General features: G+C 74.8%; 18 protein-coding genes. 12 read left to right on the top strand and 6 right to left on the bottom strand.

What is annotated here, in order from left to right:
• Positions 1-111 precede the first annotated feature (111 nt).
• Positions 112-885: a thioesterase II family protein gene (locus tag ACF1AK_RS26055; RefSeq protein ID WP_391501244.1), complete on the bottom strand. Its 774-nt coding sequence runs from the start codon at positions 883-885 to the stop codon at positions 112-114.
• Positions 886-1,089: 204 nt separating this feature from the next.
• Here ACF1AK_RS26055 and ACF1AK_RS26050 point away from each other — a divergent pair, with 204 nt between their 5' ends.
• Complete coding sequence (locus tag ACF1AK_RS26050; protein WP_391501243.1) at positions 1,090-3,198, top strand: acyl-CoA dehydrogenase family protein; 2,109 nt, start codon at positions 1,090-1,092, stop codon at positions 3,196-3,198.
• A 41-nt stretch (positions 3,199-3,239) separates the two neighbouring features.
• Here ACF1AK_RS26050 and ACF1AK_RS26045 read toward each other — a convergent pair whose 3' ends face one another.
• Complete coding sequence (locus tag ACF1AK_RS26045) at positions 3,240-4,091, bottom strand: helix-turn-helix domain-containing protein (protein ID WP_391501242.1); 852 nt, start codon at positions 4,089-4,091, stop codon at positions 3,240-3,242.
• A gap of 252 nt (positions 4,092-4,343) precedes the next feature.
• On the opposite strand from ACF1AK_RS26045, the gene ACF1AK_RS26040 reads away from it, so the two are divergent.
• Genes ACF1AK_RS26040 through ACF1AK_RS26005 form a run of 8 tightly spaced genes read left to right on the top strand, consistent with a single transcriptional unit; the run spans position 4,344 to position 12,456 of the window.
• Positions 4,344-5,003 carry a hypothetical protein gene (locus ACF1AK_RS26040; RefSeq protein WP_391501241.1) on the top strand — a complete coding sequence of 220 codons (660 nt, stop codon included), beginning with the start codon at positions 4,344-4,346 and terminating at the stop codon, positions 5,001-5,003.
• A complete protein-coding gene (locus ACF1AK_RS26035) occupies positions 5,000-6,682 on the top strand; it encodes a GH3 auxin-responsive promoter family protein (protein ID WP_391501240.1) in 1,683 nt (560 codons plus the stop codon). Before ACF1AK_RS26040 ends, ACF1AK_RS26035 begins: the two co-directional genes overlap by 4 nt.
• A gap of 27 nt (positions 6,683-6,709) precedes the next feature.
• Positions 6,710-7,564 carry a class I SAM-dependent methyltransferase gene (locus ACF1AK_RS26030; protein ID WP_391501239.1) on the top strand — a complete coding sequence of 285 codons (855 nt, stop codon included), beginning with the start codon at positions 6,710-6,712 and terminating at the stop codon, positions 7,562-7,564.
• Complete coding sequence (locus ACF1AK_RS26025; protein WP_391501238.1) at positions 7,561-9,000, top strand: FAD-dependent oxidoreductase; 1,440 nt, start codon at positions 7,561-7,563, stop codon at positions 8,998-9,000. The genes ACF1AK_RS26030 and ACF1AK_RS26025 overlap by 4 nt, the downstream gene beginning before the upstream one ends.
• Positions 9,000-10,124 carry a hypothetical protein gene (locus ACF1AK_RS26020; RefSeq protein ID WP_391501237.1) on the top strand — a complete coding sequence of 375 codons (1,125 nt, stop codon included), beginning with the start codon at positions 9,000-9,002 and terminating at the stop codon, positions 10,122-10,124. Before ACF1AK_RS26025 ends, ACF1AK_RS26020 begins: the two co-directional genes overlap by 1 nt.
• A complete protein-coding gene (locus ACF1AK_RS26015; protein ID WP_391501236.1) occupies positions 10,121-11,005 on the top strand; it encodes a DUF6182 family protein in 885 nt (294 codons plus the stop codon). The genes ACF1AK_RS26020 and ACF1AK_RS26015 overlap by 4 nt, the downstream gene beginning before the upstream one ends.
• 6 nt (positions 11,006-11,011) lie before the next feature.
• Entirely contained in the window at positions 11,012-11,656 is a 645-nt protein-coding gene (locus ACF1AK_RS26010; RefSeq protein ID WP_391501235.1) for a LysR substrate-binding domain-containing protein, read from the top strand.
• Positions 11,653-12,456: an alpha/beta fold hydrolase gene (locus ACF1AK_RS26005; RefSeq protein ID WP_391501234.1), complete on the top strand. Its 804-nt coding sequence runs from the start codon at positions 11,653-11,655 to the stop codon at positions 12,454-12,456. The genes ACF1AK_RS26010 and ACF1AK_RS26005 overlap by 4 nt, the downstream gene beginning before the upstream one ends.
• A gap of 93 nt (positions 12,457-12,549) precedes the next feature.
• Here ACF1AK_RS26005 and ACF1AK_RS26000 read toward each other — a convergent pair whose 3' ends face one another.
• From ACF1AK_RS26000 to ACF1AK_RS25985, 4 genes are all read right to left on the bottom strand, one after another.
• A complete protein-coding gene (locus tag ACF1AK_RS26000; protein WP_391501297.1) occupies positions 12,550-12,981 on the bottom strand; it encodes a MarR family winged helix-turn-helix transcriptional regulator in 432 nt (143 codons plus the stop codon).
• Positions 12,982-13,103: 122 nt separating this feature from the next.
• Positions 13,104-14,255 carry a sulfotransferase family protein gene (locus ACF1AK_RS25995; RefSeq protein ID WP_391501233.1) on the bottom strand — a complete coding sequence of 384 codons (1,152 nt, stop codon included), beginning with the start codon at positions 14,253-14,255 and terminating at the stop codon, positions 13,104-13,106.
• Positions 14,256-14,505: 250 nt separating this feature from the next.
• The gene (locus tag ACF1AK_RS25990) at positions 14,506-18,843 is read right to left on the bottom strand and encodes a hypothetical protein (RefSeq protein ID WP_391501232.1); all 4,338 of its coding nucleotides are present in this window, start codon (positions 18,841-18,843) and stop codon (positions 14,506-14,508) included.
• Between the two features lie 490 nt (positions 18,844-19,333).
• Complete coding sequence (locus ACF1AK_RS25985) at positions 19,334-20,431, bottom strand: glutamate--cysteine ligase (RefSeq protein WP_391501231.1); 1,098 nt, start codon at positions 20,429-20,431, stop codon at positions 19,334-19,336.
• A gap of 330 nt (positions 20,432-20,761) precedes the next feature.
• Here ACF1AK_RS25985 and ACF1AK_RS25980 point away from each other — a divergent pair, with 330 nt between their 5' ends.
• From ACF1AK_RS25980 to ACF1AK_RS25970, 3 genes are all read left to right on the top strand, one after another.
• Positions 20,762-21,721 (top strand): NAD-dependent epimerase/dehydratase family protein, encoded by a 960-nt coding sequence (locus tag ACF1AK_RS25980; protein WP_391501230.1) that lies wholly within the window; start codon positions 20,762-20,764, stop codon positions 21,719-21,721.
• A gap of 72 nt (positions 21,722-21,793) precedes the next feature.
• Entirely contained in the window at positions 21,794-23,464 is a 1,671-nt protein-coding gene (locus ACF1AK_RS25975) for a carbamoyltransferase (protein WP_391501296.1), read from the top strand.
• Positions 23,461-24,525 (top strand): glycosyltransferase family 2 protein, encoded by a 1,065-nt coding sequence (locus ACF1AK_RS25970; protein WP_391501229.1) that lies wholly within the window; start codon positions 23,461-23,463, stop codon positions 24,523-24,525. The genes ACF1AK_RS25975 and ACF1AK_RS25970 overlap by 4 nt, the downstream gene beginning before the upstream one ends.
• The last annotated feature ends 3 nt before the right edge of the window (positions 24,526-24,528 follow it).

The raw sequence follows: 24,528 nt of genomic DNA, 5'->3' as shown, positions 1-24,528 counted from the left end.
TCCTCCCCGGCACACTCCGCAACGGTATGTTCGGACCGGGCGCACCCCAACCCTTACCGCACCCTTAGAGCAGGCCGGGGGGCGCGGCTAGGGGTTCGTTAGGGGTGCCGGTCAGGTCCGCATCGACGTACCGTCCTGGCGCACCCCGGAAAGCACGGAGGAGATGACGTCGAGAACTCCGGCCCGGCAGTCCTCCAGATAGAAGTGACCGCCGGGGAAAATCCGTAGGTCGAACCGGCCGAGCGTGTGCTGCGTCCAGGCGGCCACCTCGTCGACGGAGGCGCGCGGGTCGCGGTCCCCGGTCAGTCCGGTGATGTCGCAGGACAGCGGCGGTCCGGGCTCGTACCGGTAGGTCTCGATGGCCTCGTAGTCGGCGCGGACCGTCGGCAGGACGAGGTCCAGCAGTTCCTCGTCGGCGAGGATCCGCGGGTCGGTGCCGCCCAGCCGGCCCATCTCCGCGACGAAGTCGGCCCGGCTCGCCCGGTGCAGCTCCTCGTGCTTGACCAGGGAGGGAGCCCGCCGGCCGGAGACGAACAGGTGCGCCGGAGCCGGCCCGTCCTCCCGGGCGATCCGGCGCGCCACCTCGAAGGAGAGGATCGCGCCCATGCTGTGGCCGAAGAACGCGTACGGCGCGTCCAGCAGCGGGCGGACCGCCTCGTGGATCCGGTCGGCCAGCTCGGGGACGGAGCGCAGGTGCGGCTCGGCGCCGCGGTCCTGGCGGCCCGGGTACTGCAGGGCCAGCACCTCGACGTCGCCGGGCAGCGCCGCCCCCCACGAGAAGAACGAGGTGGCGGCGCCACCCGCGTGCGGGAAACAGAACAGACGCATGCCTTCGGGTGCCTGGCGGTAGACGCGGATCCAACTGCCGCTGCCGGTATTTCCCACGGCGGTCACCTTTCTGAGCGCAGCACGAACAACCGATTCATCGGCCGGATCCGACCTTATCCCCGGGCGTCGCACGGCGAACCCCTAGCCCACCCCTAAACGCCCGGCCCGGCATTGCCCGGCATTCCGCCCATTCCCTACGCTCGGTTCTCCGGAGTTCATCTCCGCCGGAGTGACGGCGAACAACGCAGGCGGGACGGGCGAATGCTCAGCGCGGAACTCACCAACGACGGAGCCGGCGAACTGCTGACCCGGCAGTGGCGCTTCCCCGACCAGGCGGACGAGGCCGCCCTGGCCCGGTTGTGGCGGCTCGCGGCGGCCCGGGGCTGGTTCGGCCCGCACGGCCTCGGCGCCGTCGCCACGCTCCTGCGGGCCACCGGAGCGGCCGCCTGCCCGCTGCCCGTCATGGACGGCCGTGTCGCCTCGGACCTGCTGGCCAAGGCCGCCCCCGGGATCGTCGACGCCATCGCGTCCGGCGACGTCCGGATCCTGGTGGCGGTACCGGCGGACGCCGCGGACGGCTCGCTCCCCTACGCCGAGGGCGGATCCGCCGCCTCGCACGTCCTGCTGCTGCCGCCCGGCGGCGGAGTCGCTTCGGTGCGGCCGGTGGAGTTCGCCGTCCCGCAGCCCGGGCTGGCCTCACCCGCCTGGAACCGGCTCGAACTCGGCGACGCGGACGTGGAGTTCACCGTCGGGCCGGAGGAGGCCGGCCGGGCCCTGTCGCTGCTCCGGCTGGGGCTCGCGGTGCGGGCGCTGGCGGCCGCGCGGCACACCCACCGGCAGTCCGTCGCCCACGCCAAGGTCCGGCGGCAGTTCGGGCAGACGATCGGCAGCCTCGGCGCCGTCCAGCAGCGCACGGCGACCCGCGAGATCGAGCTCGTCGCGGGCGAGCTCCTGATCGAGGACGCCGTCCGCCGGCACGGCGCGGCGCCGGACGCCGGGGCGGCGGTCCTCGCCACCGAGCTCGCGGTCTGCCACGTGGCCGCCGTCGCACCGCGCATCCAGCTGACGGCCCACCACACGCTGGGCGCGGGCGGGTACTTCGAGGACCACGAGGCCCCGTGGCTGTTCCGCCGGGTGCACGCCGACGTCGCCCGGCTGTCCTGCTACCCGGCCCCCGGCGGGACGGTTGCCGACCTCCTGATCGGGGGTACGGCCGGCCTGCCCGTCGTGGACCTCACCGCGCAGGCGGCGGAGGTCCGCGCGCAGGCCCGCGCCTTCGGTGCCGAACACCGAGCCCCTGTAAGGAAGTTCAGGGAGCGCGACGATCCCGCCCTGGTGGCGGAGATGGCCCGGCGCCGGTGGTTCGGGATGGCCTGGCCCGCCGCCGAGGGCGGACGCGGGGCGACCGTCCCCGAACAGCTCGCGATGCAGGAGGAGTGCGCCTACAACCAGTTGCCGGCCGCCAACGCGCTGGCGGCCGTCTCCGTGGTCGGCGCACCCGTCGTCCGGTACGGGACGCAGGAGCAGAAGGCCCGCCACCTCCCCCGGATCCGCGCCGGGGAACTGACCTTCTGCCTGGGCTACAGCGAGCCGGAGGCCGGCTCCGACCTCGCCTCGCTGACCACGACCGCGACCCGGGACGGCGAGGACTGGGTGATCAACGGGACGAAGTCCTGGATCGCCAACGCCGACCGGGCCGAGTACATCTGGCTCGCCGTGCGCACGGACGTGGACGCCAGGCCGGCGATCGCCGGGATCAGCATGTTCATGGTCCCGATGGCGACCCCGGGGATCAGCACGGAGCCGCTGCGGGGCCTGTCCGGGCAGACCTGCTGCACGGTGCGCTTCGACGACGTCCGGGTGAGCGGCGCCGCGCTCGTCGGCCCGGTCAACCGCGGCTGGCACGTCATCACCGAGACGCTCGCCGGCGAACGGCTCCTGCTGGCCGGCGAGGTGGCCGGGCAGTCCCGCCGGCAGTTCGACGAACTGCTGGCCGTGGTGCGCGCCGACCCGGACGCCGTGGCCGGCCCTCCGGGCTCGGCCGCCCGCGCCACACTGAGCCGGATGGCCGTGCAGGTCCGGGCGGTGAACCTGCTGCTCGCCGAGGCCGCCGAGCGGGCCGAGTCCAGCCCCGCCCACGTCGCCCGCCTCGCCTCGTCGATCGCCGGCGTGCAGGCCGCCGAGGCCTCGGAGCAGCTGAGCCGCGACGCCCTGGAGGTGCTCGGCCCCGCGGCGGCCCTCGGCACACCGGACGCCCCCGGCGCCGGCATCTTCGAGCAGGGCCTGCGGCTGTCCGTCCTCGCCTTCCTCGGCGGCGGCACCAACGACGTGCAGCGCGGGCTGATCGCCCGCGGACTCGGCCTGGTCTGACCCGCCCCGCACCGGCCCGCACCGCCGGGCGTCCGGGCCGCTCAGCGGCAGGCGGCGGCGCGGCGCGGCCAGGCGATCTCGTCCACCGCCAGCCAGGGCGCGGCCGCCAAGGCCGCCGGGGTCGCCCCGGTGAAGGCCGCCACGTCACGGTGCAGATGGGACTGGTCGGCGTAGCCGCACTCCGCGGCGATCCGGGCGACGCCGTGGCCGGCGGCCAGGCGGTGGGCCGCGTGGTCGAAGCGGACCAGCTGCGCCGCGCGCTTGGGCGTGACGCCGATCTGGGAGCGGAAGCGGGACCACAGGCGCTTGCGGCTCCAGCCGACCTCCGCCGCCATCCGCTCCACCCGGGCCCCGCCGTGCTCCGTCACCATCCGCCGCCACACCTCGGCGACCTCGGGGTCGACCCGGCGGCTCTCCGCGCACCGGCGGGCGAGTTCGGCCTGCGCGATCGCGAACCGGCAGTCCCAGGACGCGGCGGCCCGCAGCCGCTCCAGCACCCGCGCCGTGTCGCGGCCCCACAGGGCGTCGAGCGGGACCACCGACCCGCCGGCCTCCGCGGCGGCGCCGCCCAGCACCGCGTGCGCGGCCGGCGGCGACAGCCGGACCTGCAAGCAGTCCACGCCGCTGCCGCGCCCGCGCACCGGGCCCGGGTCGAGGCCGACCAGGACGCTGCCGCACTCCCGGCCGCCGGAGGCGTCGTCGACGGCGAGCGGCCCCTCGCCCAGGTCGAGGGCCAGGGTGACGGCGGGAAAGGGCACCACGCCCAGATCGACGGGATCGGCGGCGCGGGCGCGGAAGCCCGCCATGCCGACGCCCGGGACCGGACCGGCCCCCGAGGGGGTGGCGATCTCCCACACCGCGACCACGTCGTAGGCCGAACGAACCGCACGCATGACGTCCAGGCTACGGCCGGACCGGGCCGCGCATCACGCCTTTTCCCCGCCGCACCCCTCCGCGTACGCCCGGCCCGGCGGCCCCGGCCGACGTCACCGGCCCGGCGTCAGCACTGTGCAAAACGCATGCATATCAAAGTACTTGACTAGTCATGCCTTGTGAAAGAAGGTTCCTGTAGCGCCTCGCGAAGCGGCCGTCTCCCTTCGCGCACTTCGCTCGGCAACCCTTCCACGCAGGAGGTGTGCTCTTCCATGACCTCGCCCGACGTCCCGGATCCCGCCGGGGCCGACCGTCCGTTCTTCGTCCTGCTGGGCCCGGACGGGGCCGGCAAGTCCTCGGTCATGTCCGCGGTCGGGGCCGGGCCGTCCGGCTGGCGCACGCTGTCCACCGACGGCGGACTGGTCCGCCCCGAACACGCGCTGATCGACCGGCTGCGCCGCGGCGTGTTCGAGGACGTCCTGCCGGGCCTGGGCAGCGCCTACTCCCCGGAGTTCCTGGCGAGCCTGCTGCAGACCGCCGTGGTCCACCTGCGGGACGAGATCCGGCGCCAGGACCCGCAGGTCCCGCTCCTGATCGACTCCTACTACTACAAGATCCTCGCGAAGTGCCGGCTGGCCGGCGTCGACGAGAACCCCATGTACGCCTGGTGGCGGTCGTTCCCCCAGCCCCGCGCGGTGGTCTACCTGGACGTCTCGCCCGCCTCGGCGTGGCAGCGCCTCGGCCGCGGGGCCCGGCTCAACCCCCTGGAGCACTTCGGCCGGCTGCCCGACTGGAGCGGGTTCGAGAGCTATCAGAAGAGTCTTCGCAAGCTGATGCTGGAAGAGGTGCGGCACGTGCCGGTGGCGATGATCGACGAACAACCCAGCGCCGAACGGACGGCCGACGCCGTCCTGGAGGTGCTCGCGCGGTGACCACGCAACAGGGCTGGGCCTCCCCCGGACACGCCGACCGCTACCGCACCAGGGTGCTCGCCGAACGCGACGCCCTGCGCGCCGCCCTCCCCGGCCTGCGGGAGCGCCAGCAGCACGTCCTCACCGACCTCCTGGAGTTCAACGCGGGCACCGAGTTCGGGCGCGCCCACGACTTCGGGCGGATCCGCGACCTGGACGACTTCCGCAAGGCCGTCCCGGTCCAGGACTACGCCGCCCACGCGCCGCTGATCGAGCGGATGGCCGCCGGGGAGCAGAACCTGCTCTCGGCCGACGCGCCCGTCGTCTACTTCACCAGCAGCGGCAGCACCGGCGCACACAAGAAGATCCCGATCACCCCGCGCTTCATGCGCACGGTCTTCTTCCCCTTCTACTACGCCGCCTGGGCGCCGCTGATCGAGAACTTCCCCGAGGTCGCGCAGCGGCCCGACGCGGTGCTCAACCTCAAGCACGACCCGCTCGCCGCGCCGCCCACCACCCGCGACGGCCACCCGCACGTCGGCGCCAGCCAGGTCGACTTCGGGGAGACGTTCGGCGAGCCCCTCTCGGCCGAGCTGGGCACGGCCGCCCCCTGGGCCGCCCTCCCGGTGGAGGTCGCGCCCGGCGACCACCTGGAGAAGATGTACCTGCGGCTGCGGCTGGCCGTCCAGAGCGACCTGCGCTGCCTGATCGGCATCAACCCGGCGATGATCGCGGCGGTGCCGTACCAGCTGAACCTCTGGTGGGAGCGGATCGTCCGGGAGGTGCGCGACGGCACCCTGGGCGGCGTCCGGCACGGCCGCCCCGACCCCGCGCGGGCGGCCGAACTGGAGCGGCTCGCCGAGTACTTCGGCACCGTCACCCCCGCCCTGGTGTGGCCCCGGATCCGCGCCCTGTTCGGCTGGACCACCGGCGTCGCCTCGCTCTACCTGCCCGCGCTGCGCGAGGACTTCGGCGCCGGCGTCAGCGCGCTGCCCGCCCCGGTGGCGGCCTCCGAGGGACCGGTCGGCGTACCGCTCGACCGGCACGGCTCGGCCGGCAGCCTGGTGGCCACCGCCGCGGTGTACGAGTTCGTGGACGCCGACGCCGACCTCACCCCGGACGTCGCGACCCTGCTGCCGCACGAGGTCGAGCCCGGGCGCGAGTACCACGTGATCTTCAGCCACGTCGGCGGACTCCACCGCTACGCCGTCGGCGACGTCGTCCAGGTGGTCGACTCGGCGGACGGCGCGCCGCGGGTGCGGTACGCGGGCCGGGCCAACCGCTCCGACGCGGTGGGCGAGCGGCTGCGCGAGTCCCAGGTGGTCCGGGCGCTGGGCACCGCCCTGGAGGGCACCGGCCTGGGGCTGCGCAACGTCGCCTGCCGGGTGGAGCCGGCCCGGGGGACGGCCCTGCGCTACGTCTTCGCGGTGGCCCCCACCCTCCCCTGGCAGGACGCCGAGCGGACCCGCTTCACCGCCCTGCTGGACGCCGCCCTGCGGCGGGAGTCCGCGGGCTACCACCGGGCGCGCGCCGAACGGCGGCTGGACCCGCCCGCCCTGCTGCCACTCGCCCCCGGGGCGTTCCACCGCGACTGGCACACCGCCGTGGGCGGCGGCGTCCGCCCCACCCAGGTCAAGGACCGCCTCTTCCGGCAGGACGACCTGCTGTGGCAGCGCCTGACCGGCACCCCGGCGGCCTGAACCGGACCGACCACGAGGAGCAACGAGATGGCAGACCTGAACCCGGTGGAGCGCACCGCGCTCCTCACCGCCGCCCTGCGCGCCGCGGAGACCCGGCGCGACGACCGCCTCTACGAGGACCCCTACGCCGCGCTGCTGGCCGGCGACGTCGGCCCCCGGCTGCTGGCCGAGGTCCGCACCGCGACCTTCCCGCCCGACCGGCCGCGGTCGCTGCCCAGCACCCCCGACTACAACGCGATCCGCACCAGGTTCTTCGACGACTTCCTGCACGGAGCGGCCGAGGACCCGGGGATGACCCAGATCGTGCTGGCCCCCTCGGGCATGGACTCGCGCGTCTACCGGATGCGCTGGCCCGGGCACGTCCGCTACTTCGAGGTCGACCGGCCGGCGGTGCTGCGGTTCAAGGAGGAGCGGCTGGCCGGCGTCGCCCCGCAGGGCGCCCTGCGGACCGTCGCGGCCGACCTCACCTCGGACGCCTGGGAGGCCGAGCTGGTCGCGGCCGGCTACGACCCGGCGCTGCCCTCCACCTGGCTGCTCGAAGGGCTGCTGTACTACATCCCCGAGGCGGACACCCGCCGGATGCTGGAGCGGGTGGCCGCGCTCTGCGCTCCGGGCAGCCGGATCGCCGCCGACCTCGTCAACACCGCGGCCCTCACCCTGCCGGAGATGCGCGGGCTCCTGGACGTCTTCGCGGGCTGGGGCTGTCCCTGGCTGTTCGGCAGCGACGAGCCGGAGGCCCTGTTCGACCAGTACGGCTTCGAGGTCGAGGCGCTCCAGCCCGGCGACCGGGGCGCGAACTTCGGCCGCTGGCCCGACCCGGTCCCGCCGCGCGAGGTCAAGGACGTGCGCCGGGTCTTCTTCGTCCACGGGCGGCGCCGTTGACCGCGCCCGCCGTCATCGTGGGCGCGAGCACCTCGGGCCTCGCCACCGCGCTCGCCCTCGCCGAACGGGGCCGGCCGGTGCGGATCCTGGAGCGCGCCGCTCCCCCGCCGGACGGGCCGGCCGGCAAGGCGGCCGGCCTGTGGCACCGGCCCACCGTGCCGCAGAGCGCCCACTCCCACATCCTCACCTCGCTCGGGGTGCGCACGCTGCGCGAACGGGCCCCCCGCCTGCTCGACCGGGCGCTGGAGGAGGGCGCCCGGCTGCTCGACCTCCTGGCCGCCGCGCCCGCCGCGGCGCGCCGGCGCGAGGCCGGCGACGAACAGCTGGTGGCGCTCGCCGCCCGCCGGCCGTACCTGGACCTGCTGCTCCACCGGGCCGTGCGCGCGCTGCCGAACGTGACGGTCAGTCATGGCACCGCCGTCCGCGGCCTGCTCCTGGACGCCGCGCGGGGCGGAGTGACCGGCGTGGTGACCGGCGGCGGCGAACGGCTGCCCGCGTCCTTCGTGGTGGACGCCACCGGCCGCCGGGCGGAGTCCCGCTCCTGGCTGGCGGCCGCCGGGCTGACGGTCGAGGAGGGCCTGCGCTCACCCAACCGGCTGCGGGCGTTCACCCGGTACTACCGGCTGAACTCCGCGGACGGCACGCTGCCGGGCCCCCTCAACCGGGGCAACGCGGCCGGCGGCATCTGGGACCACTACGCGGTGGTGGTGCACCCGGCGGACAACGGCGTCTTCGCGATCAGCATCGGGGTGCCGACCGCCGACCCGGCCACCGACGCGCTGCGCGAGCCCGCCGCGTTCACCGCCGTCGCCCGGCTCTCCCCGCACGTCGGGGCGTGGAGCGACGAACGCGTCGCGACACCGCTGACGCCGGTGCGGACCATGACCGTTCCGCCCAACGTCCTGCGCGGTGCACCCCGCGCGGACGGGCGGCCGGTCACCGGCCTGTTCCCGGTCGGCGACGCCGCCTGCGTCGTCGACCCGCTCTACGGGCGCGGCATGTCGCTCTCCCTCGCGCACGCCTTCGGCACCGCCGATCTGCTCGACGCCGGCCCGGCGACGGGAACCGGGCGCAGCGAGGCGGCGGCCCGGCTCGTGGAGACGCTCCTGCGGCCCTGGTACGACCACTCCGCCCAGGACAGCCTGGACCGCGACCGGCTCTGGCGGGCGCGGGCCGGGGGGAGCACCCCGCCGGTCCCGGTGCCCGCCGTCCCCGGCCGCCCCACGACGGCCGAGGTGGCGGCCGCCGCCGCGACCGACGCCACCGTGTGGCGGGGGCTGACCCGGATGCTGATGAGCCTGAGCACCCCCGCCGAGGTCTTCGACGACGCCGGCTTCCGCGCACGGGTGCGCGCCGCCGCCGCCGTCCCGGCGGGCCCGAGGCCGCCGAGCCGCGAGGAACTGGTGCACGCCGTCGCCACCGGGGAGGGAGCCTGATGGCAGCGGCCGGCCGGGTCCTGCTGGCACCGATCACCATCACCCCGTCGAAGCCGCTGACCCCCAGCCACCTCAAGGGCCTGCTCTGGGCGGACGTGATGTTCCGGGCCACCGCGCAGCTCGCCGAGGTGACCTTCCGCTACAGCCACACCACCTACCACCCGACCGAACAGGTCGTCGGCTTCTGGGAGTTCCTCGACCGCACCCGGGGCGACACCGACTACGGCTCGCTGTCGGAGGAGGAGATCGGGGAGCTCTACGTCGCGTTCCGGAAGGAGGAGACGCCGCCCGCGGCGGCGGCCCTGCGGCCGTACGCGGAGGCGATCGAGCACACCGGCTTCGTGCACCCCGCCAGCACCCGCGTGCTCGAACTGTGGACCGGCCACTACCAGCGGCTCGGCCTGCACGACCCCGGGCTGCTGGCCCACCAGCCGCCGGAGTTCGGCCTCGAAGAGATGATCGAGCACCTGGTCGCCACCGGGATGGGCCTCGACCACCGGGACTGCGGCGGCCCGGTGTACCTGGACGCCACCCGGTTCGGCCTGCCGCTGCGCAAGATCGTCTCCGCCGACGGGCGCCCCAACTACCTCGCCTGCGCCCTGCGCGAACTGCTGCCGCTCGCGCCCCGGTACGACGAGATCGCGGTGCTCTACGACCGCGAACTCGACCCCGACTACCAGCTGCTGGAACGGGTGCTGGCGGCCCGGGGCCCGGCCGTGCACCGGGTGCCGATCGGCCGCACGCCCATCGAGGGGAGGATCACCTCGGCCCGGCACGGCGGCTGGCACGGCTACACGGTGGACGCCCTGCTGCACGCCGTCGGCGAGGACCACCCGCCCGAGGCCCGGCTGCTCGGGCTGCGGCTGTACTTCATCGCCGGTCTCGGCCCCGGTCAGCAGCAGTCCTTCCGGCACGACCTGCTGCGCAAGAGCCTGGCCCGGGCCGAGCAGTTGCTGGACAGGGCCCGGACGGCTCCGCAGCAGGGCCGGGACGCACTGCTCGCCGCCCTCACCCCGCACCGCCGCGACCACACCCACATCGACCCCTACCGGCTCACCTCCTCCCTGCTGCGCCGGGGCCGGACGGTCCCCGACCACTCCCTGCTGGCCTCGGTGTTCCTATGACCGCTCCCACGACCGCTTCCAGGACCGCTTCCACCACCGCTCCCGCCACCGCTCCCGTCCCCCTCACCCCGGAACTGCTGCTCTCCGTCGCCGCCGAACGGCTCCGCACGGCCCGGCCCGAACTGGCCGGGGAGCTCGACCTGTCCACCCCGCAGGCCCTGCGGGCGGCCAAGGCCGGGATCGCCGCGCGGGGCGAGGCCGCGGACGGCACCGTGGCGGTCGCCGTGATCGGCCGCTTCTCGCTCGCCGACTGGGTGCGGGAGACCTGCCGCTTCGCGCTGGGCGTGCCCGGGGACCGCGCGGAACCGTGGCGGCGGGCCTTCACCCGGACCGTCTTCCTGGCCGGGCGGCCCGAGAACCTGCGCGAGCGGTTCGCCTTCGACCACATCGCGCCCGACGGCTCGGCGGCCTGGGCCGGGCCCGGAACGGACGGGGCCACCGCCGCACTGCGACGGCTGCTGAAGACCTTCGACGGCACCCGCCCGCTCGGCTCCCGGCCGCCGCTGACCGTCGAGGTCCCCGCCGTCCCCCCGGCAGGCGCCCCAGCAGGCCCCCCGGCCGGCCCCCCGGCCGGCCCTGCGTCCGTTCCTGCGGCCCTTCCTGCGGCCGTTCCGCCCGCCGGGGCGCGCCGCCGCCCGCGCGAGCGCGACCTCTACCTCGCCACGGCGGGGGTCACCGTCTCCGACGCCCTGGTCCAGCTCAACCACCTCCTGGTCGAGGCGGTCCTGGACGGGCTGATCCGCCCCGGGGACCGGCTGACCCTGCGCCCGGTCCCCCGGCTGACCGGCATGACCGTCCCCTTCACCGCCCTGCGCATCGACACCGACACCCATCACCCGCACAAGCTCCAGGCATACGCCGGACTGACCGAGGAGAGCTGACCCGACATGCCCGAGACCCCGCCGGCCGCGGCACCCGCTCCGCCACGTCCCGTCCGCTTCGGCGTGCACGGCTCCTCGCACCTGGCCCGGCGCCTCATCGCCGCGGCCGGCACCGACCCCGACACCGTCGAGTTCGTCCCGTACGAGGTCACCGAGCCGTTCCGGCTGCTGCGCGAGGGCGCGATGGACCTCATGATCGTCAAGTACGACCTGTCCGAGGCGGACATCGCCGTGAGCGCCACCCTGGCCCAGGACCACCGGGCGGTGATCGTCGGGGAGCACCACCCGCTCGCCGGGCGTGAGGAGGTGTCGATCGAGGAGGCCGCCGAGTACGACGCCTTCAGCTGTCCCGGCGACTTCCCGCCGTACGTCTGGGACCGGATCGTGCCGCCGCGCACGCCCGCCGGCACACCGATCCGCCGGGTCCACCCGATGACCACGCAGGAGGGCATGGCCGCCGTCCTCGCCACGACGCAGGCCGTCCACGTGTCCTTCCGGTCGCTGGCCGACATCGTGCCGCCCCACATCAGGGTGGTACCGATGCGCGGCCTGCCGCCCGCCCCGGTGATGATCGGCTGGCTGCGCGGGGCGCAGCTCTCCCCGGAGGCCGCCGCCCTCGTCGCCGCCGCCGAGCGGAGCGCGAAGCCGTGAGCGGGGCCGTGACCGGGGCCGGGGCCGGGGCCCGGGCCGTGACTCCGGGCCTGCCCGTGGTCCTGCTGCACGCGCTGCCGCTGAGCTCCGCCATGTGGCAGGCCCAGGCGACGGCGCTGCGCGAGCGCGGACACACCGTCATCGTGCCCGACCAGCGCGGCTTCGGCGCCGAGCCGCTCGGCGACCAGCCGCCCTCGCTGGACACCGTCGCCGACGACCTGGCCGCGCGCCTCGACGCCCTGGGCCACCCGCAGGTGGCCCTGGTCGGCTGCTCGATGGGCGGCTACGCGGCGATGGCGTTCCTGCGCCGGCACCGCCACCGGGTCGGCGCCCTGGCGCTGCTGGCCACCCGGGCCACCGCCGACACCCCCGAACAGGCCGCCGGACGCCGGGCCTTCGCCGCCCTCGTGGTCGACGACGACCGGCGGGACGAGCTGATCACCCGGACCACGCCGCTGCTCCTCGGCGCCACCACCAAGGCCGAGCGCCCCGGCACCCTCGCCGAGGTGCTGGCGTGGTCCAGGGCGGCCGACCCGCGCGCGGTGGCCTGGGCCCAGGAGGCCGTCGCGACGCGTCCGGACTCCGTGGAGGTCCTGCGGGCCACCGACGTCCCCGCCCTGGTGGCCATCGGCACGGAGGACGAGCTGGTCACCGTCGACGAGGCGGCGCTGACGGCCGGCTCCCTGCCGCAGGGGCGGCTGGTCACCGTGCCCGGGGCCGGTCATCTCCAGCCGCTGGAGGCACCGGAGCTGACCACCCGGCTGCTCACCACCCTGCTGGACGGGGACGGCACCCGCTGACCGGGGACCTCGCGCCCGCGCCGGTCCGGTGGCCCCCGCGGAGGGAACCGCGGAACCACCGGACCGGCGGCCGGCGACCGGCGACCGGGAGCGCTACTGCCCGGGGCGGATCCGGGCCAGGAAGGTGGAGAGCACCGGGGAGAGCGCGGCCATCTCGAAGGCGGTGTGGAGCTCCTGGGCGAAGGTGGCCGAGTAGAGCTCCAGCTCCCGACGGCCCACCTCGGTGAGACGGATGACGACGAACCGCCGGTCGTGCTCGCTGGTGGTGCGCTTCACCAGCCCACTGCGCTCCAGGCGGACCGCCACCCGGCTGAGGGTCGACTGGTTGACCCCCATCTCCTCCGCCAGCTCCTGCATCTGCATCGCCCGCGGTTCGCACTGCTGCATGGTGCTGAGCGCGATGAAGTCCGTCAGGCCGATGCCGTGGGAACGCATGAGCCTGCGCTCAAGCAACTGCGACACGTACGTCGACAGCCGTGACACCTGCCACCACAGCTCGATGTCACTTCCGCGTTCACGGGCCATTGTCGTCACGGCCTAACCTTCCGGTCCCACCCGCCTTCAACGGCGCCGGGAGAATCCATTCCGGGAATAACCACCGGCGCGGATTCTAACACGGACAGCGGATTCCCCGCCCGAATTAACGGTTATGTGGTCGCCATGCCGACCCCCCAATGCCGGCAGTAGATTTCCCGGTGGTCGTGGAAGATATCGGGAAGCCGCACCTCGACGGTCTCGATATGGTCCCCGGAAAAGTCCCCCAGAGGTTCCGCCAGCATACGGTGCTCGACCCCGCTCGGCAGCGGCGCGTCGATGAACTCACAAATGCGCCGGACGGTGCGCAACGGCCGCTCCGCCAGTTCCGCGTACGCGATGTCCAGCACCCGGGACCCGACCGAGGCGTCGTACCACTCCGGGCCGGCCAGCCCCCGGCCGAGCCGCCGCGCCCATTCGGCCTTCACCGCGTACGGGTCCACCCGCAGCGACCAGGCGCGCCGGCGCACCGCACTCGTTCCCGCGACATTGGCCAGCGACTCCATCGGGTCCCGGTGCACCCGGATGATGCGGGCGTTGGGGTACACCGACAGCAGGCCGTCGAGCCGCAGCGAGTGGAACTCGCTGACCAGCACCGGCCGCCCGCCGTGCACCCGCTCCAGGATGACCGCCAGCGCACTGCGGTGGAAGGTGTACGCGGCCGTCGCGTCCTGCGCGTCGAGCCAGTCCGTGTACCCCGGAACGCGGTACTCCATGGGCGCGGACAGGGCGTGGAACGCGTACGACAGCAGCAGGTGGTCCCCGCAGGGCGCCCCCGGATCCGGCTGCGGCCCCGCCGCCCCGCCCGGCCGCCGCTCCCCCAGCGGGTACACGAACGGGTCGACGAGCGAGGGGTCGCACCGCCACGGCAGCCAGTCCGTACTGGGCCGCGCCACCTCCCACAGCGAGGGCATGTTCAGCCCCGGGTGCCGGCTGAGCAGCCGCTGCAACCGCTGGAGCCCGCTGCCCGGCAGCCCCACCACGAATACCGCGTCGTCCCCGCAACCCCCCGGATCGACCCGCCCGCTCTCGACCAACTGCCGCACCCTGAGCTGATTGGCCAGCGAAAGCACCAGCCGCTGCCGCGTGACCGCCACCCCCGCCGGCGTCAGCGCCGCCTCCCCCTCCAACGACGCCACGAGCTCACCGAAGGCCGGCACAAAAGACGGCTCCAACGCTTTCCCCTCGAATTCCTCCTGCCGGGCAACAGCAAGAATATCGCGCAACTCGAACAGCGAGCCGCACCCATCGTGCCGATCATTCACTTGTACCCCCCAAAACAGGATTCGTCTCAGCGGAGAGTAGCGCACCACTAATGATCAACTGCTCCCCCGCCCCAACGATTGGCCGAAACACCCCGACCCAAAAATCCCGCCACCCGGCCAAATCCCCCCATTTACCCGGACTCGCCCCCGCTGCCCCGCCCCGCCGGGTGGATGACCGGCGCGGTGACGGCGAACGGCGGCGCCCGCCCCGGGGAGGGGGCGGGCGCCGTGGTCCGCGGGTCGGCCGTCGTCAGCGGCGTCGCCTGCTGATGGTCAGGACCAGGGCCGTTCCGGCGAGCAGGACCAGTGCCGCGTACCCGAGCACCGGCGCGAGGGCCATGCCGGACTCCGCGAGTTCATGGCCGGGGTGGGTCGGGGCGGGGTGGGTCGGGGCGGGGTGGCTCGGACCAGGATGGCTCGGGCCGGGATGACTTGGACCGGGGTGGGTCGGGCTGGGGTGGGTCGGGCTGGGTGACGGCGTCGTCGGCGAGGCCGATGGGCTGGGCGACGGCGATGGCGACGGGCTCGGAGACGGGCTGGGCGACGCCGAGGGGCTGGGCGACGGCGACGGGCTCGGAGACGGAGACGGAGACGGCGACGGCGACGGGCTGGGTGACGCCGAGGGGCTCGGCGACGGCGATGGCGAGGGGCTGGGCGAGGGGCTGGGGCTCGGCGGTTCCACGGCCACCTGGGCGGTGGAGCCGGGCGAGGTGACCGGTGCGCCGTCGGGTGCGTGGCCCGTGGCGGTCGCGGTGTTCTCGATCCGCTTCTCCCGCAGGTCGTCCCCGGTGACGGTGTAGGTGGCGGTGCAGGTCGCCGTCGCGCCCGGGAGCAGGCGGGCGGTGTCGGCCGGCGGGCAGTCGGGGGCCGGCGCGGTGCCGTGGCCGTTGAACGCGGTTTCGGCCACGGTCACGTCGGTGAGGACGACGTTGCCGGTGTTGGTGAGGGTGAAGGTGTAGCGGACGGTGTCGCCCGCCCGGTGGACGGTGGCCGGGGACGCGGTCTTGGCCACGGTCAGGGCCGGGCTGGCCTGGGCCGGGAGGACGGTGGCGGTGGCCTCGGCGTGCACGGCCCGGCCGCCGGGGTCGGTCGCGCTCGCGGTGGCGGTGTTGGTGATCCGGCCGGCGGCGACGTCGGCCGCGGTGACGGTGTAGGTGGCGGTGCAGGCGATGGCGACGCCCGGGGCGAGGGAGCCGGCCTCCGGCGGGCAGGTGACGGTGGGCGGGGTGCCGTGGCCGTCGAACGCGGTCTCCCGGACGTCGAGTCCGCCGAGGGTGACGTTGCCGGTGTTGGTGGCGAGGAACCGGTAGGTCACCGTGGAGCCCTCCCTCGGCGGCGCGTCGGCGGAGTCCGCGGTCTTGGCCAGGGTGAGCGCCGGCGCGGCGGGCGCGGTGACGGTGGCGCGGACCTCCGCGGAGACGGGGCTGTCGAAGCCGGTGGGCGCGTGGCCGGTGGCGGTGGCGGCGTTGGTGATCGTGCCGGTGTCGATGTCGGCCTGGGTGGTGGTGTAGGCGGCGGTGCAGACCACGGAGTCGCCCGGTGCCAGGGTGAGCGCGGCGGCCGGGCAGTCGACCGTCGGCGCGCCGCCGGAGCCGGTGAAGGCGGTCTCGGTGATGTGCACGTCGGTGAGCGGGACGCCGCCGGTGTTGGTGACGGTGAAGGAGTAGGACAGCGCGGTGCCCGCCCGGTCGACGGTGCCCGGGGTGACGCCCTTGGTGAGCAGGATGCCGGGCGCGGTGACGGTGCGCACGGTCGCGGTGGCCTCGTTGCTCACCGGGTCGGGCCCGGTGGCCGCGGTGCCCGCCGCCGTGGCGGTGTTGGTGATCGATCCGGCGGTCACGTCCTGCGCGGTGACGGTGTAGGTGGCCGTGCAGGTGGTGGTGGCGGCGGGGGCGAGGTCGGTGCTCCGGCAGACCGGGACGGGCCTGGTGCCGCTGCCGGTGAAGACGCTCTCGTCGATCGTCAGGCCGGTGACCGGGACGGTGCCGGTGTTGGCCACCTCGTAGGTGTAGGTGACGGTGTCCCCGGTGGTCGCGGTGGCCCGGTCGACCTCCTTGGTGAGGCTCAGGCCGGCGTTGTCGCCCAGCGGGGTGGAGCTGATGACCTGCTGGTCGGCCTGCGGCCCGAGGCTGTCGATGACGGAGGGGTTGATCACCGTCGGACCGGTGTAGTGCAGGCCGCCGGGCGGGGGCGGCGGCGGGTCCTCGGTGATGGTGCACGGCTGGCCGTCGTAGAAGGTGAGCGGCGCGGCGGTGGCGCTGGTCGCTCCGGCCGGGACGGTGACCGACCAGGTCTGCGGTGCCTGGGTGCCGCAGGTGACCGTTCCGGTGAAGGTGAGCGGGGCGGGCAGGCCGCCGGCGGGCAGGCCGGTGAGCTGCTTGACGACGGTGACGGCGGAGGCCGTGTTGAAGACCTGGAGCGAGACGGTGCTCTGGTTCGAGGCGGGGATGGCGTCGAGGAACGCGTCGGGACCGGTGGAGGACCGGCCGGTCGCGGTGTTGGGGTAGGTGCCGGGGATCGGTCCGGCGGTGCCGGTGACGGTGATGGTGACGAAGTCCCGTCCGGCGCCGATCTGCGGGATCGTGGACGTCACGGTGCGGGTCGCCGGGTCGAACGCGACCGGCCCGCACGCCGAGGCGGCGGAGTTCGCCGCGCAGGTCGCCGAGCCGTAGACGAAGGCGGTGGCCGGGGGCAGCGGGTCGGAGAACTCCACCGACCGCGCCGTCTGCGGCGACGCGTTGGAGACCTTGATCGTGTAGGTGACGGCCTCACCGGCCTGCACCGCGGCCGGCTCCACCGCCTTGTTGACGGCGATGTCCGCGCACGGAGCCGTCGCCGAGGTGAAGGCGGAGTTGGTGCCGGTGTTGACCAGCGGCGACGCGACGAAGAACTCCGCGTGGTTCCCGACGACCGTGGGGGTGTTCGGGCAGGCGGCCAGGGGGGTGGGGTCGGCCGGGTCGACGGTCAGCACGATGGTCAGCTTGGCGCCGGGCGGGAAGGCGCCCAGCTCGCCGGAGTAGACCATCGCGTTCTCGGCGACCGTGCCGTCCTGGACGAACGACGGGCAGGACGCGCCGCTGGTGCCGTCGCAGGAGACGATGTGCACGGCGTAGGAGCGGAAGAGGGTCGTCGGCGAGCTGAGGTACTCCCGGATCAAGGAGCCGTCGGCGGGGTTCGGCCCCTTGTTCTCGTACGTGATCGTGTACGTGTTGGGCATGCCCGGCAGGATCACCGTGCTGGCCTGCGTCTTGGTGACGGCGATGTTCGTCTCCGGGCAGCGCTCGGGCGTCAGCCCGGTCGCGCTGGTCGACGCCGTGCTGTTGCCGGAGTTGACCAGCGGTGCGGCGGTGAACAGCTGCGCGGTGTTGCCGACGATGTCGGCCGTCGGGTTCCTGCTGCAGGTGGTGGGCGTGCCCGAGGGGTCGACCGTCATGACGATGGTCAGCGCGGCGCCGGGCGGGAAGGCGCCCAGCTCACCGGAGTAGACCATCGCGTTCGCGGCTACCGTGCCGTCCTGGACGAACGACGGGCAGGACGCGCCGCCGGTGCCGTCGCAGGAGACGATGTGCACGGCGTAGGAGGTGTAGATGTTCTGCGCCGAGGCCAGGTAGTCGCGGATGGTCGAGCCGTCGGCGGCGTTCGGGCCGTTGTTCCGGTAGGTGACCGTGTAGGTGTTCGGCTGGCCCGGCAGGATCTGCGTGTTGCTCTGCGTCTTGGTGACGGAGATGTTCGTCTGCGGGCACCGGCTCGGGGTGAGGCCGGTCGCCGAGACGTACGCCTGGTTGGACAGGGTGTTGGTCACGCCGTTCGGCGCGAAGATGTTGGCGGTGTTGCCGATGATGTCGGCGGTCGGCGACGACGAGCAGGCCGGCTCCGGACCGGACGGGTCCACCGTCATCACCACCGTCAGCTTCGCGCCCGGCGGGAACGCCCCGACCGGACCGGAGAAGATCATGGTGCTGTTGTCGGCCGTGGTGTCCCTGATGAACGACGGGCAGCTCGCCCCGCCGGTCCCGTCGCAGGACACGATGTGCACGGCGTACGACCTGTACAGCGACTGCGACGCGCTCAGGTAGTCGCGGATGGTCGAGCCGTCCGCCCAGCCGGTGCCCTCGTTGCTGAACGTCACCGTGTAGGTGTTCGGCAGGCCCGGCAGGATCGTGGTCGCCGACTGGGACTTGGTGACCCGCAGGCTCATCCGGTTGCTGACCGTCGTGCTGACCGAGCTGTCGTTGGAGCTCGGGTCCGAGTCCGTGGCCCCCGGTGGCGGGTCGATGTGGGAGGAGGCCGTCACCGACGACGGCGAGGGGGCGCCGAAGCGGCCGGTCACCGTCAGCGTCAGCACCCCGAGGTGCGGCAGGCTCACCGCCGTGCCCGAGATCTGGCTGTCCGACACGCTCAGCGAGGCGGGGCAGACGGCGCCGGCGGCGGCCGTGCAGCTCGCCGCCACGTTCGTCGCGGCGGCCGGCGGCGTCACGGTGAAGGGCGATCCGTCGGCCGCGGTCAGCGCGTTGTTGCTGATGGTCACCGTGTAGGTGAACTCCTGGCCCGCGGAGCCGCTGGTCGGCCCGGCGACGTTGGTCGTCACGTCGACCTCCGCGGCCCGCTTCGCCCGCGGAGCCACCGGCGCGGACGGCGCGGACGGCGCGGACGAAGCAGGCGGCGCGGACGAAGCAGGCGGCGCGGACGAAGCGGGCGGCGCGGACGTCGCGGGCGAAGCGGCCCGGGCGCCGGTGGGCGTCCGGCCGGGCGGAGCCGGATCGGCCACCACCGCCGACGGTACGGCGAGCACCACCGTTCCCCAGGTCAGCAGTGCGGCCACCAGGGACGCGCACCGCCTGCGACGGGATCCCGACCACGTCCGAACCATGGCGAACCAGCCCTCCGTGCCGGCCGATCGGACCGGGCGGCCCCTGGAACGTCGATCGGACGAGGCGTACAGAACGCCCCCACGGTCACCCCCCGACGCGGACACGCCCGGTAACCGGGCACGGACAAGCCGGTAAATCAGTCATATGAACTACTTGGAAGCCGGGGGCCGCCACCACCGCCACCCGGGAGGACGGGCGTCAGGGCCGCTACACGCCGGTGGTCTGGTCGGTGATCATCGCCAGCAGACCGTCGCGGCCCGCGGTGCGCAGCCGGCGCAACTGACGGGCGGCGCCGTTGCCGTCCCGCAGCAGGCGCTCCAGGACGGGGACGACGTGCCGCCGGTCCCCGCCGGTCCCGATCACGGGATCGATGTGGTCCAGCAGGGCGGCCACCGCGTCCCCGGCATCGGCGAGCCGGCCGGACAGCGGGTCGAACACCGTGCTGGTGCACCCGTGCCGGGCGCTGTGCCAGACGGCGGCCGCGAGCACCTCCTGCTCGACGGGCGGGACGCCGCGCCGGGTCCGCGCCTCGTCGAGGGCCCGGGTGGCGAGGGCGCGGACGACGCCGGCGAGCATCACCGCCTCGTCCGCCCGCAGCTGGACGTCCATGGCCCGGATCTCCACGGTGGGGAAGTGCTCGGACAGCCGGATGTGCCAGTAGACCTGCTTGATGTCGCGGATCAGCCCGCCCTCCACCAGGGCCCGGGTGCGCCGGTCGTAGGCGTCGGCGTCGGGGAAGGCGGGCGGCGGCCCGCTGACGGGCCAGCGGCCGAAGACGACGGTGCGCCAGCTCGCGAACCCGGTGTCGGTGTTCTGCCACAGCGGTGAGTTCGCCGCGAGCGCGATCAGCATCGGCAGCCATCGGCGCAGCCCGTTCATGACGGTGACGCCCGCGCCGCGGTCGGGGATGCCGAGGTGGACGTGCATGCCCGTGATCAGCTGCTGGTCGGTGAGCAGCCGGGTGTCGGCGTGCATGGTGCGGTAGCGGGCGGTGTCGGTGACGGGGACCGGCAGCCGGCCGGCGAACGGCGCCGCGCCGCACGCGGCCAGCCGGCAGCCTTGTTGCCGGGCGGCCTCGCCGAGGGCCAGGCGCATCCGCAGCAGGTGCCCGCCGGCTTCCTCCAGGTGGTGGCAGACGGGGGTGGCGACCTCCAGTTGTGCCTGGAGCAGTTCCCGCTGGACCTCGTCGCGTTCCAGGGCGGGCTGGAGGCGGGCGGCCTCGCGGACCTGGGCGGCGCGGGCCACCGGCAGGCCGGTGGCCGGGTCGAGCAGGAGGTACTCCTCTTCCACCCCGAGGGTCAGCATGCCGCGCGTGTACCCGTGTGCGGAACGCGCATGCGGCCGGTCACGGCGGGGGCCGGTCGGCCTGCGGACATCCTCCGGATGGAGCATCGGCGGGGCCGCCGGCAGCCGGCCGTCCGCGGCCGCCCGCAGGCCCCTGCCGCTCCGGGCGACGGCCGGGCAGCGGCCGGGCGGCGGCCGGGCGGCGGCCGGGCGACCGGGCCGTGGGCGCGGCGGGCGGTGTGCCGGCCGGAGCCGGGTCACCCGGCGGGCCGAGTGGCGGGACCGCCCGGGGTTGCCAAAGCTGGTCCGGGGGCCGCGGGCCGCTGGTCCGCGAAGACCGAAAGGACTTCCATGGGCAGCTTGCCGACCGATCACCTGCACGCCGTCGTGACGGGAGGGGCCGGCTTCGTGGGTTCCCACCTGTGCACGGAACTCGTCCGGCTCGGCCACGCCGTCACCTGTGTGGACGACTTCTGCACCGGTTCGCCGGCCAATGTGCGCCATCTGACGGGCCGCCCCGGTTTCGAACTGCGCGAGGCGGACGTCGCCGACCGCCTGGACGTCGAGCGCCCCGTGGATCTCGTCCTCCACCTCGCCTCCCCCGCCTCGCCCGCCGACTACCTCCGGCTTCCGGTCCACACCCTCGACGCGGGGAGCCTGGGCACCCGCAACGCGCTGGCGCTGGCCGGACGGCACGGGGCGAGGTTCCTGCTCACCTCGACCTCGGAGGTCTACGGCGATCCGCTGCAGCACCCGCAGAGCGAGACCTACTGGGGCAATGTCAACCCGGTCGGCCCGCGGAGCGTCTACGACGAGGCGAAGCGGTTCGCCGAGGCGCTGACCACGGCCGAGGCCGCCGCCGAGGGGGTGGACACCGCGATCGTCCGCCTGTTCAACACCTACGGGCCCCGCATGCGGTCCCACGACGGGCGGGCGGTGCCGACCTTCATCCGCCAGGCGCTGGCCGGCGAGCCCCTGACGGTGACCGGGGACGGCAGCCAGACCCGCTCGCTGACCTATGTCAGCGACACCGTGAACGGCATCCTCGCCATGGCCGCCTCCGACCTCTCCGGTCCGGTGAACCTCGGCAACGACACCGAGTTCACCATGCTGGAGCTGGCCCGGCTCATCATCGAGCTCACCGGCTCCCCGTCGACGGTGAACTTCGTCGCGCGCCCCACCGACGACCCCGCGGTCAGGCGCCCGGACATCACCCTGGCCCGCGGAAAGCTCCGCTGGGAACCGCTGGTGCCCGCCCGCGAAGGGCTCGCCCGCACCATCGCCTGGTTCCGCGAGCACCCCGAGGCCTGAGCAGTCCTCCCCGCGCCGACCCACCCCCGAGGTGGCGGGGCCCGCCGCCGTTCCCGGAAGGCCGTGACGACCATGCGCATTCTCGGCATCAACGCCCTGTTCCACGACCCCGCCGCCGCCCTCGTCATCGACGGGCGGACCGTCGCGGCGGCGGAGGAAGAACGTTTCAGCCGCCGTAAGCACGGCAAGCGTCCGCTGCCGTTCTCGGCCTGGGAGCTGCCCGAACAGGCCGCCCGCTGGTGCCTGCACCACGCGGGCATCCGGCCCGAGGACCTCGACCTGGTGGGCTACTCCTTCGACCCCGCGCTCGCCCGGCCCGCGGAGCAGCTGGGACTGGACGACCCCTGGGACCACCTGCGGCTCACCTACGCCCGCGAGGCCCCGCGGTTCCTCGCCGAGGCGCTGCCCGGGCTGGACCCGGCCACGGTCAGGTTCGTCCCGCACCACGTCGCGCACGCCGCCTCCGCCGCCTTCGCCGCCGACGGGCGGAGCGACCCCTCCTCCGTCCTGGTGCTCGACGGCCGGGGCGAGGCGACCTCGCACCTGGCGGCCCGGCGGGTCGGTCCGCGGCTGGAACGGCTCGCGGCCCAGGAGCTCCCGCACTCCGTGGGTCTGGTCTACGAGGAGCTGACCCAGCACCTGGGGTTCCTGCGGTCCTCGGACGAGTACAAGGTGATGGCGATGGCCTCCTACGGGTCGCCGACGTCGGTGGCGGAACTGCGCCGGTACGTCCACTCCACCGGCGACGGCGGGTTCCACGCCGCCGGGGTGCCGTGGGCCGAGTTCGCACCGGCGCTCCGGCCCGGCCAGGAGTGGACGCCCGCCCACGCCGACCTGGCGTGTTCCGCGCAGCGGGTGGTCGAGGAAGTGCTGCTGGACCTCGCGCGCTGGCTGCACGGACGCACCCACGACCGCCTGCTGACCATGGCCGGCGGGGTGGCGCTGAACTGCGTGGCGAACTCCCGCATCGCCGCCGAGGGCCCGTTCGAGCGGGTCTGGGTGCAACCGGCCGCCGGGGACGCGGGCACCGCACTGGGCGCCGCGCTGCACCTCGCGGCGTCCGCCGGGGACGCGGTGGAGCCGATGCCCGGCGCCGACCTCGGCCGGGGCTGGTCCGACGACGAACTGGAGGCCTGGCTGCGCGGCGCCGCCGTCCCCTACGAGCGGCCGGAGGACGTCGCCGCGGAGGTGGCCCGGGAGCTGGCCGCGGACGGCATCGTCGCGTGGTTCCAGGGCCGGTCCGAGTTCGGCCCGCGCGCGCTCGGCCACCGCTCCCTGCTCGCCCACCCGGGCCGGGCCCGGAACCTCGAACGGCTGAACGACGTCAAGGGGCGGGAGCAGTTCCGCCCCGTCGCACCGATGGTCCTCGCCGACCGGGCGCCGAAGATCTTCGGCGGCCGGCATCCGAGCCCCTACATGCTCTTCGTCCACGAGGTCGCGCCCGAGTGGCGCGACCGGATCCCCGCGGTGGTCCACGTGGACGGCACCGCCCGGATCCAGAGCGTCGATCCCGTGGACGACCCGCTGACCGCACGGATGCTGGAGCGGTTCGAACTGCTCACCGGCCTGCCCGTTGTCGTCAACACCAGCCTCAACACGGCGGGACGCCCGATGGTGGACGACGTCCGGGACGCCCTGGAGTGCTTCGGCTCCGCACCGGTCGACCTGCTCGCCCTCGGCCCCTTCGTGGTCCGCCGCGGAGTCCTGTTCGCCGGGCCGGACCGGTCGGAGGCGCGGGCATGACGAACGGTGCCGACCCCTCGTACGCGGTGGTCATCCCCACGCTCGGCCGGCCGAGCCTGTCCGTCACCCTCGCCGCCCTCGCCGGCGCCGGCGCCCCGGCGCCGGAGCGGGTGGTCCTGGTGGACGACCGGCCGCTGACCGACTGCGGACCGCTGGACGTCGCGGTCCCGCCCGCCCTCCGGGACCGGATCACGGTGGTGGCGGGCTGCGGCAACGGCCCGGCGGCCGCCCGCAACACCGGCTGGCGGAGCGTCGCCCAGGAATGGGTCGCCTTCCTGGACGACGACACGGTGCCCGGCCCCACCTGGGCGGCCGACCTCGCGGCCGACCTCGCGGCCTGCGGGCCGCGCACCGGGGGCAGCCAGGGCACCATCGTGGTGCCGCTGCCCGACCACCGGCGGCCGACCGACTGGGAACGGTCCACCGCCGGGCTGGAGCGGTCGCTGTGGATCACCGCGGACATGGCGTACCGCCGCGCCGTCCTGGAGCAGGTCGGCGGCTTCGACGAGCGCTTCCGCAGGGCCTTCCGCGAGGACGCCGACCTGGCGCTGCGCGTCGTCGACGCGGGCTGGGACCTCGCCCGGGGTGCGCGCACGACCCTGCACCCGGTCCGCCCGGCCGACCGCTGGGTCTCGCTGCGCCAGCAGGCCGGCAACGCGGACGACGTCCTGATGAACCGGCTGCACGGCCGTCGCTGGTGGCACCGGGCCGGGGCGGCCCGCGGCCGGCTGCCGCGGCACCTGGCGGTCACCGGCTGCCTGGTCGGCGCCGCCGCCGCCGCGCTGGGCCGCCGCCCCCGCGCCTGCCTGGCACTGACGGGGCTCTGGCTGGCGGGCAGCGCCGAGTTCGCGCTGGCGCGGATCGCGCCCGGGCCGCGGCTCGCGGACGAGGTCACGACGATGCTGCTCACCAGCGCCGCGATCCCTCCCGCCGCCGGTTACCACTGGGCCGTGGGCCTGCTGCGGCACCGCCGCGCGGCGCCCTGGCGGCCCGTGCCGGAGGACGGGCACCGGTCCGCGGACCCGGACGGCGGCGGACGACCGGTTCCGGCCCACCACTGAGCC

Origin of the sequence: Kitasatospora sp. NPDC015120 (genome assembly GCF_043080305.1) — a bacterium.
Taxonomy (GTDB): domain Bacteria; phylum Actinomycetota; class Actinomycetes; order Streptomycetales; family Streptomycetaceae; genus Kitasatospora.
The sequence above is the reverse complement of the archived record's forward strand: the minus strand, read 5'-3'. Positions and strand labels throughout refer to the sequence as shown.

Excerpts from the sequence above, each read along its gene's own strand:
- ACF1AK_RS25985 (WP_391501231.1), bottom strand. The coding sequence starts at position 20,431 with ATGCTGACCCTCGGGGTGGAAGAGGAGTACCTCCTGCTCGACCCGGCC.
- ACF1AK_RS25975 (WP_391501296.1), top strand. The coding sequence starts at position 21,794 with ATGCGCATTCTCGGCATCAACGCCCTGTTCCACGACCCCGCCGCCGCC.
- ACF1AK_RS26020 (WP_391501237.1), top strand. The coding sequence starts at position 9,000 with ATGGCAGCGGCCGGCCGGGTCCTGCTGGCACCGATCACCATCACCCCG.
- ACF1AK_RS26045 (WP_391501242.1), bottom strand. The coding sequence starts at position 4,091 with ATGCGTGCGGTTCGTTCGGCCTACGACGTGGTCGCGGTGTGGGAGATC.
- ACF1AK_RS25980 (WP_391501230.1), top strand. The coding sequence starts at position 20,762 with ATGGGCAGCTTGCCGACCGATCACCTGCACGCCGTCGTGACGGGAGGG.
- ACF1AK_RS26010 (WP_391501235.1), top strand. The coding sequence starts at position 11,012 with ATGCCCGAGACCCCGCCGGCCGCGGCACCCGCTCCGCCACGTCCCGTC.
- ACF1AK_RS26030 (WP_391501239.1), top strand. The coding sequence starts at position 6,710 with ATGGCAGACCTGAACCCGGTGGAGCGCACCGCGCTCCTCACCGCCGCC.
- ACF1AK_RS26000 (WP_391501297.1), bottom strand. The coding sequence starts at position 12,981 with ATGGCCCGTGAACGCGGAAGTGACATCGAGCTGTGGTGGCAGGTGTCA.
- ACF1AK_RS26040 (WP_391501241.1), top strand. The coding sequence starts at position 4,344 with ATGACCTCGCCCGACGTCCCGGATCCCGCCGGGGCCGACCGTCCGTTC.
- ACF1AK_RS26015 (WP_391501236.1), top strand. The coding sequence starts at position 10,121 with ATGACCGCTCCCACGACCGCTTCCAGGACCGCTTCCACCACCGCTCCC.
- ACF1AK_RS26050 (WP_391501243.1), top strand. The coding sequence starts at position 1,090 with ATGCTCAGCGCGGAACTCACCAACGACGGAGCCGGCGAACTGCTGACC.
- ACF1AK_RS25970 (WP_391501229.1), top strand. The coding sequence starts at position 23,461 with ATGACGAACGGTGCCGACCCCTCGTACGCGGTGGTCATCCCCACGCTC.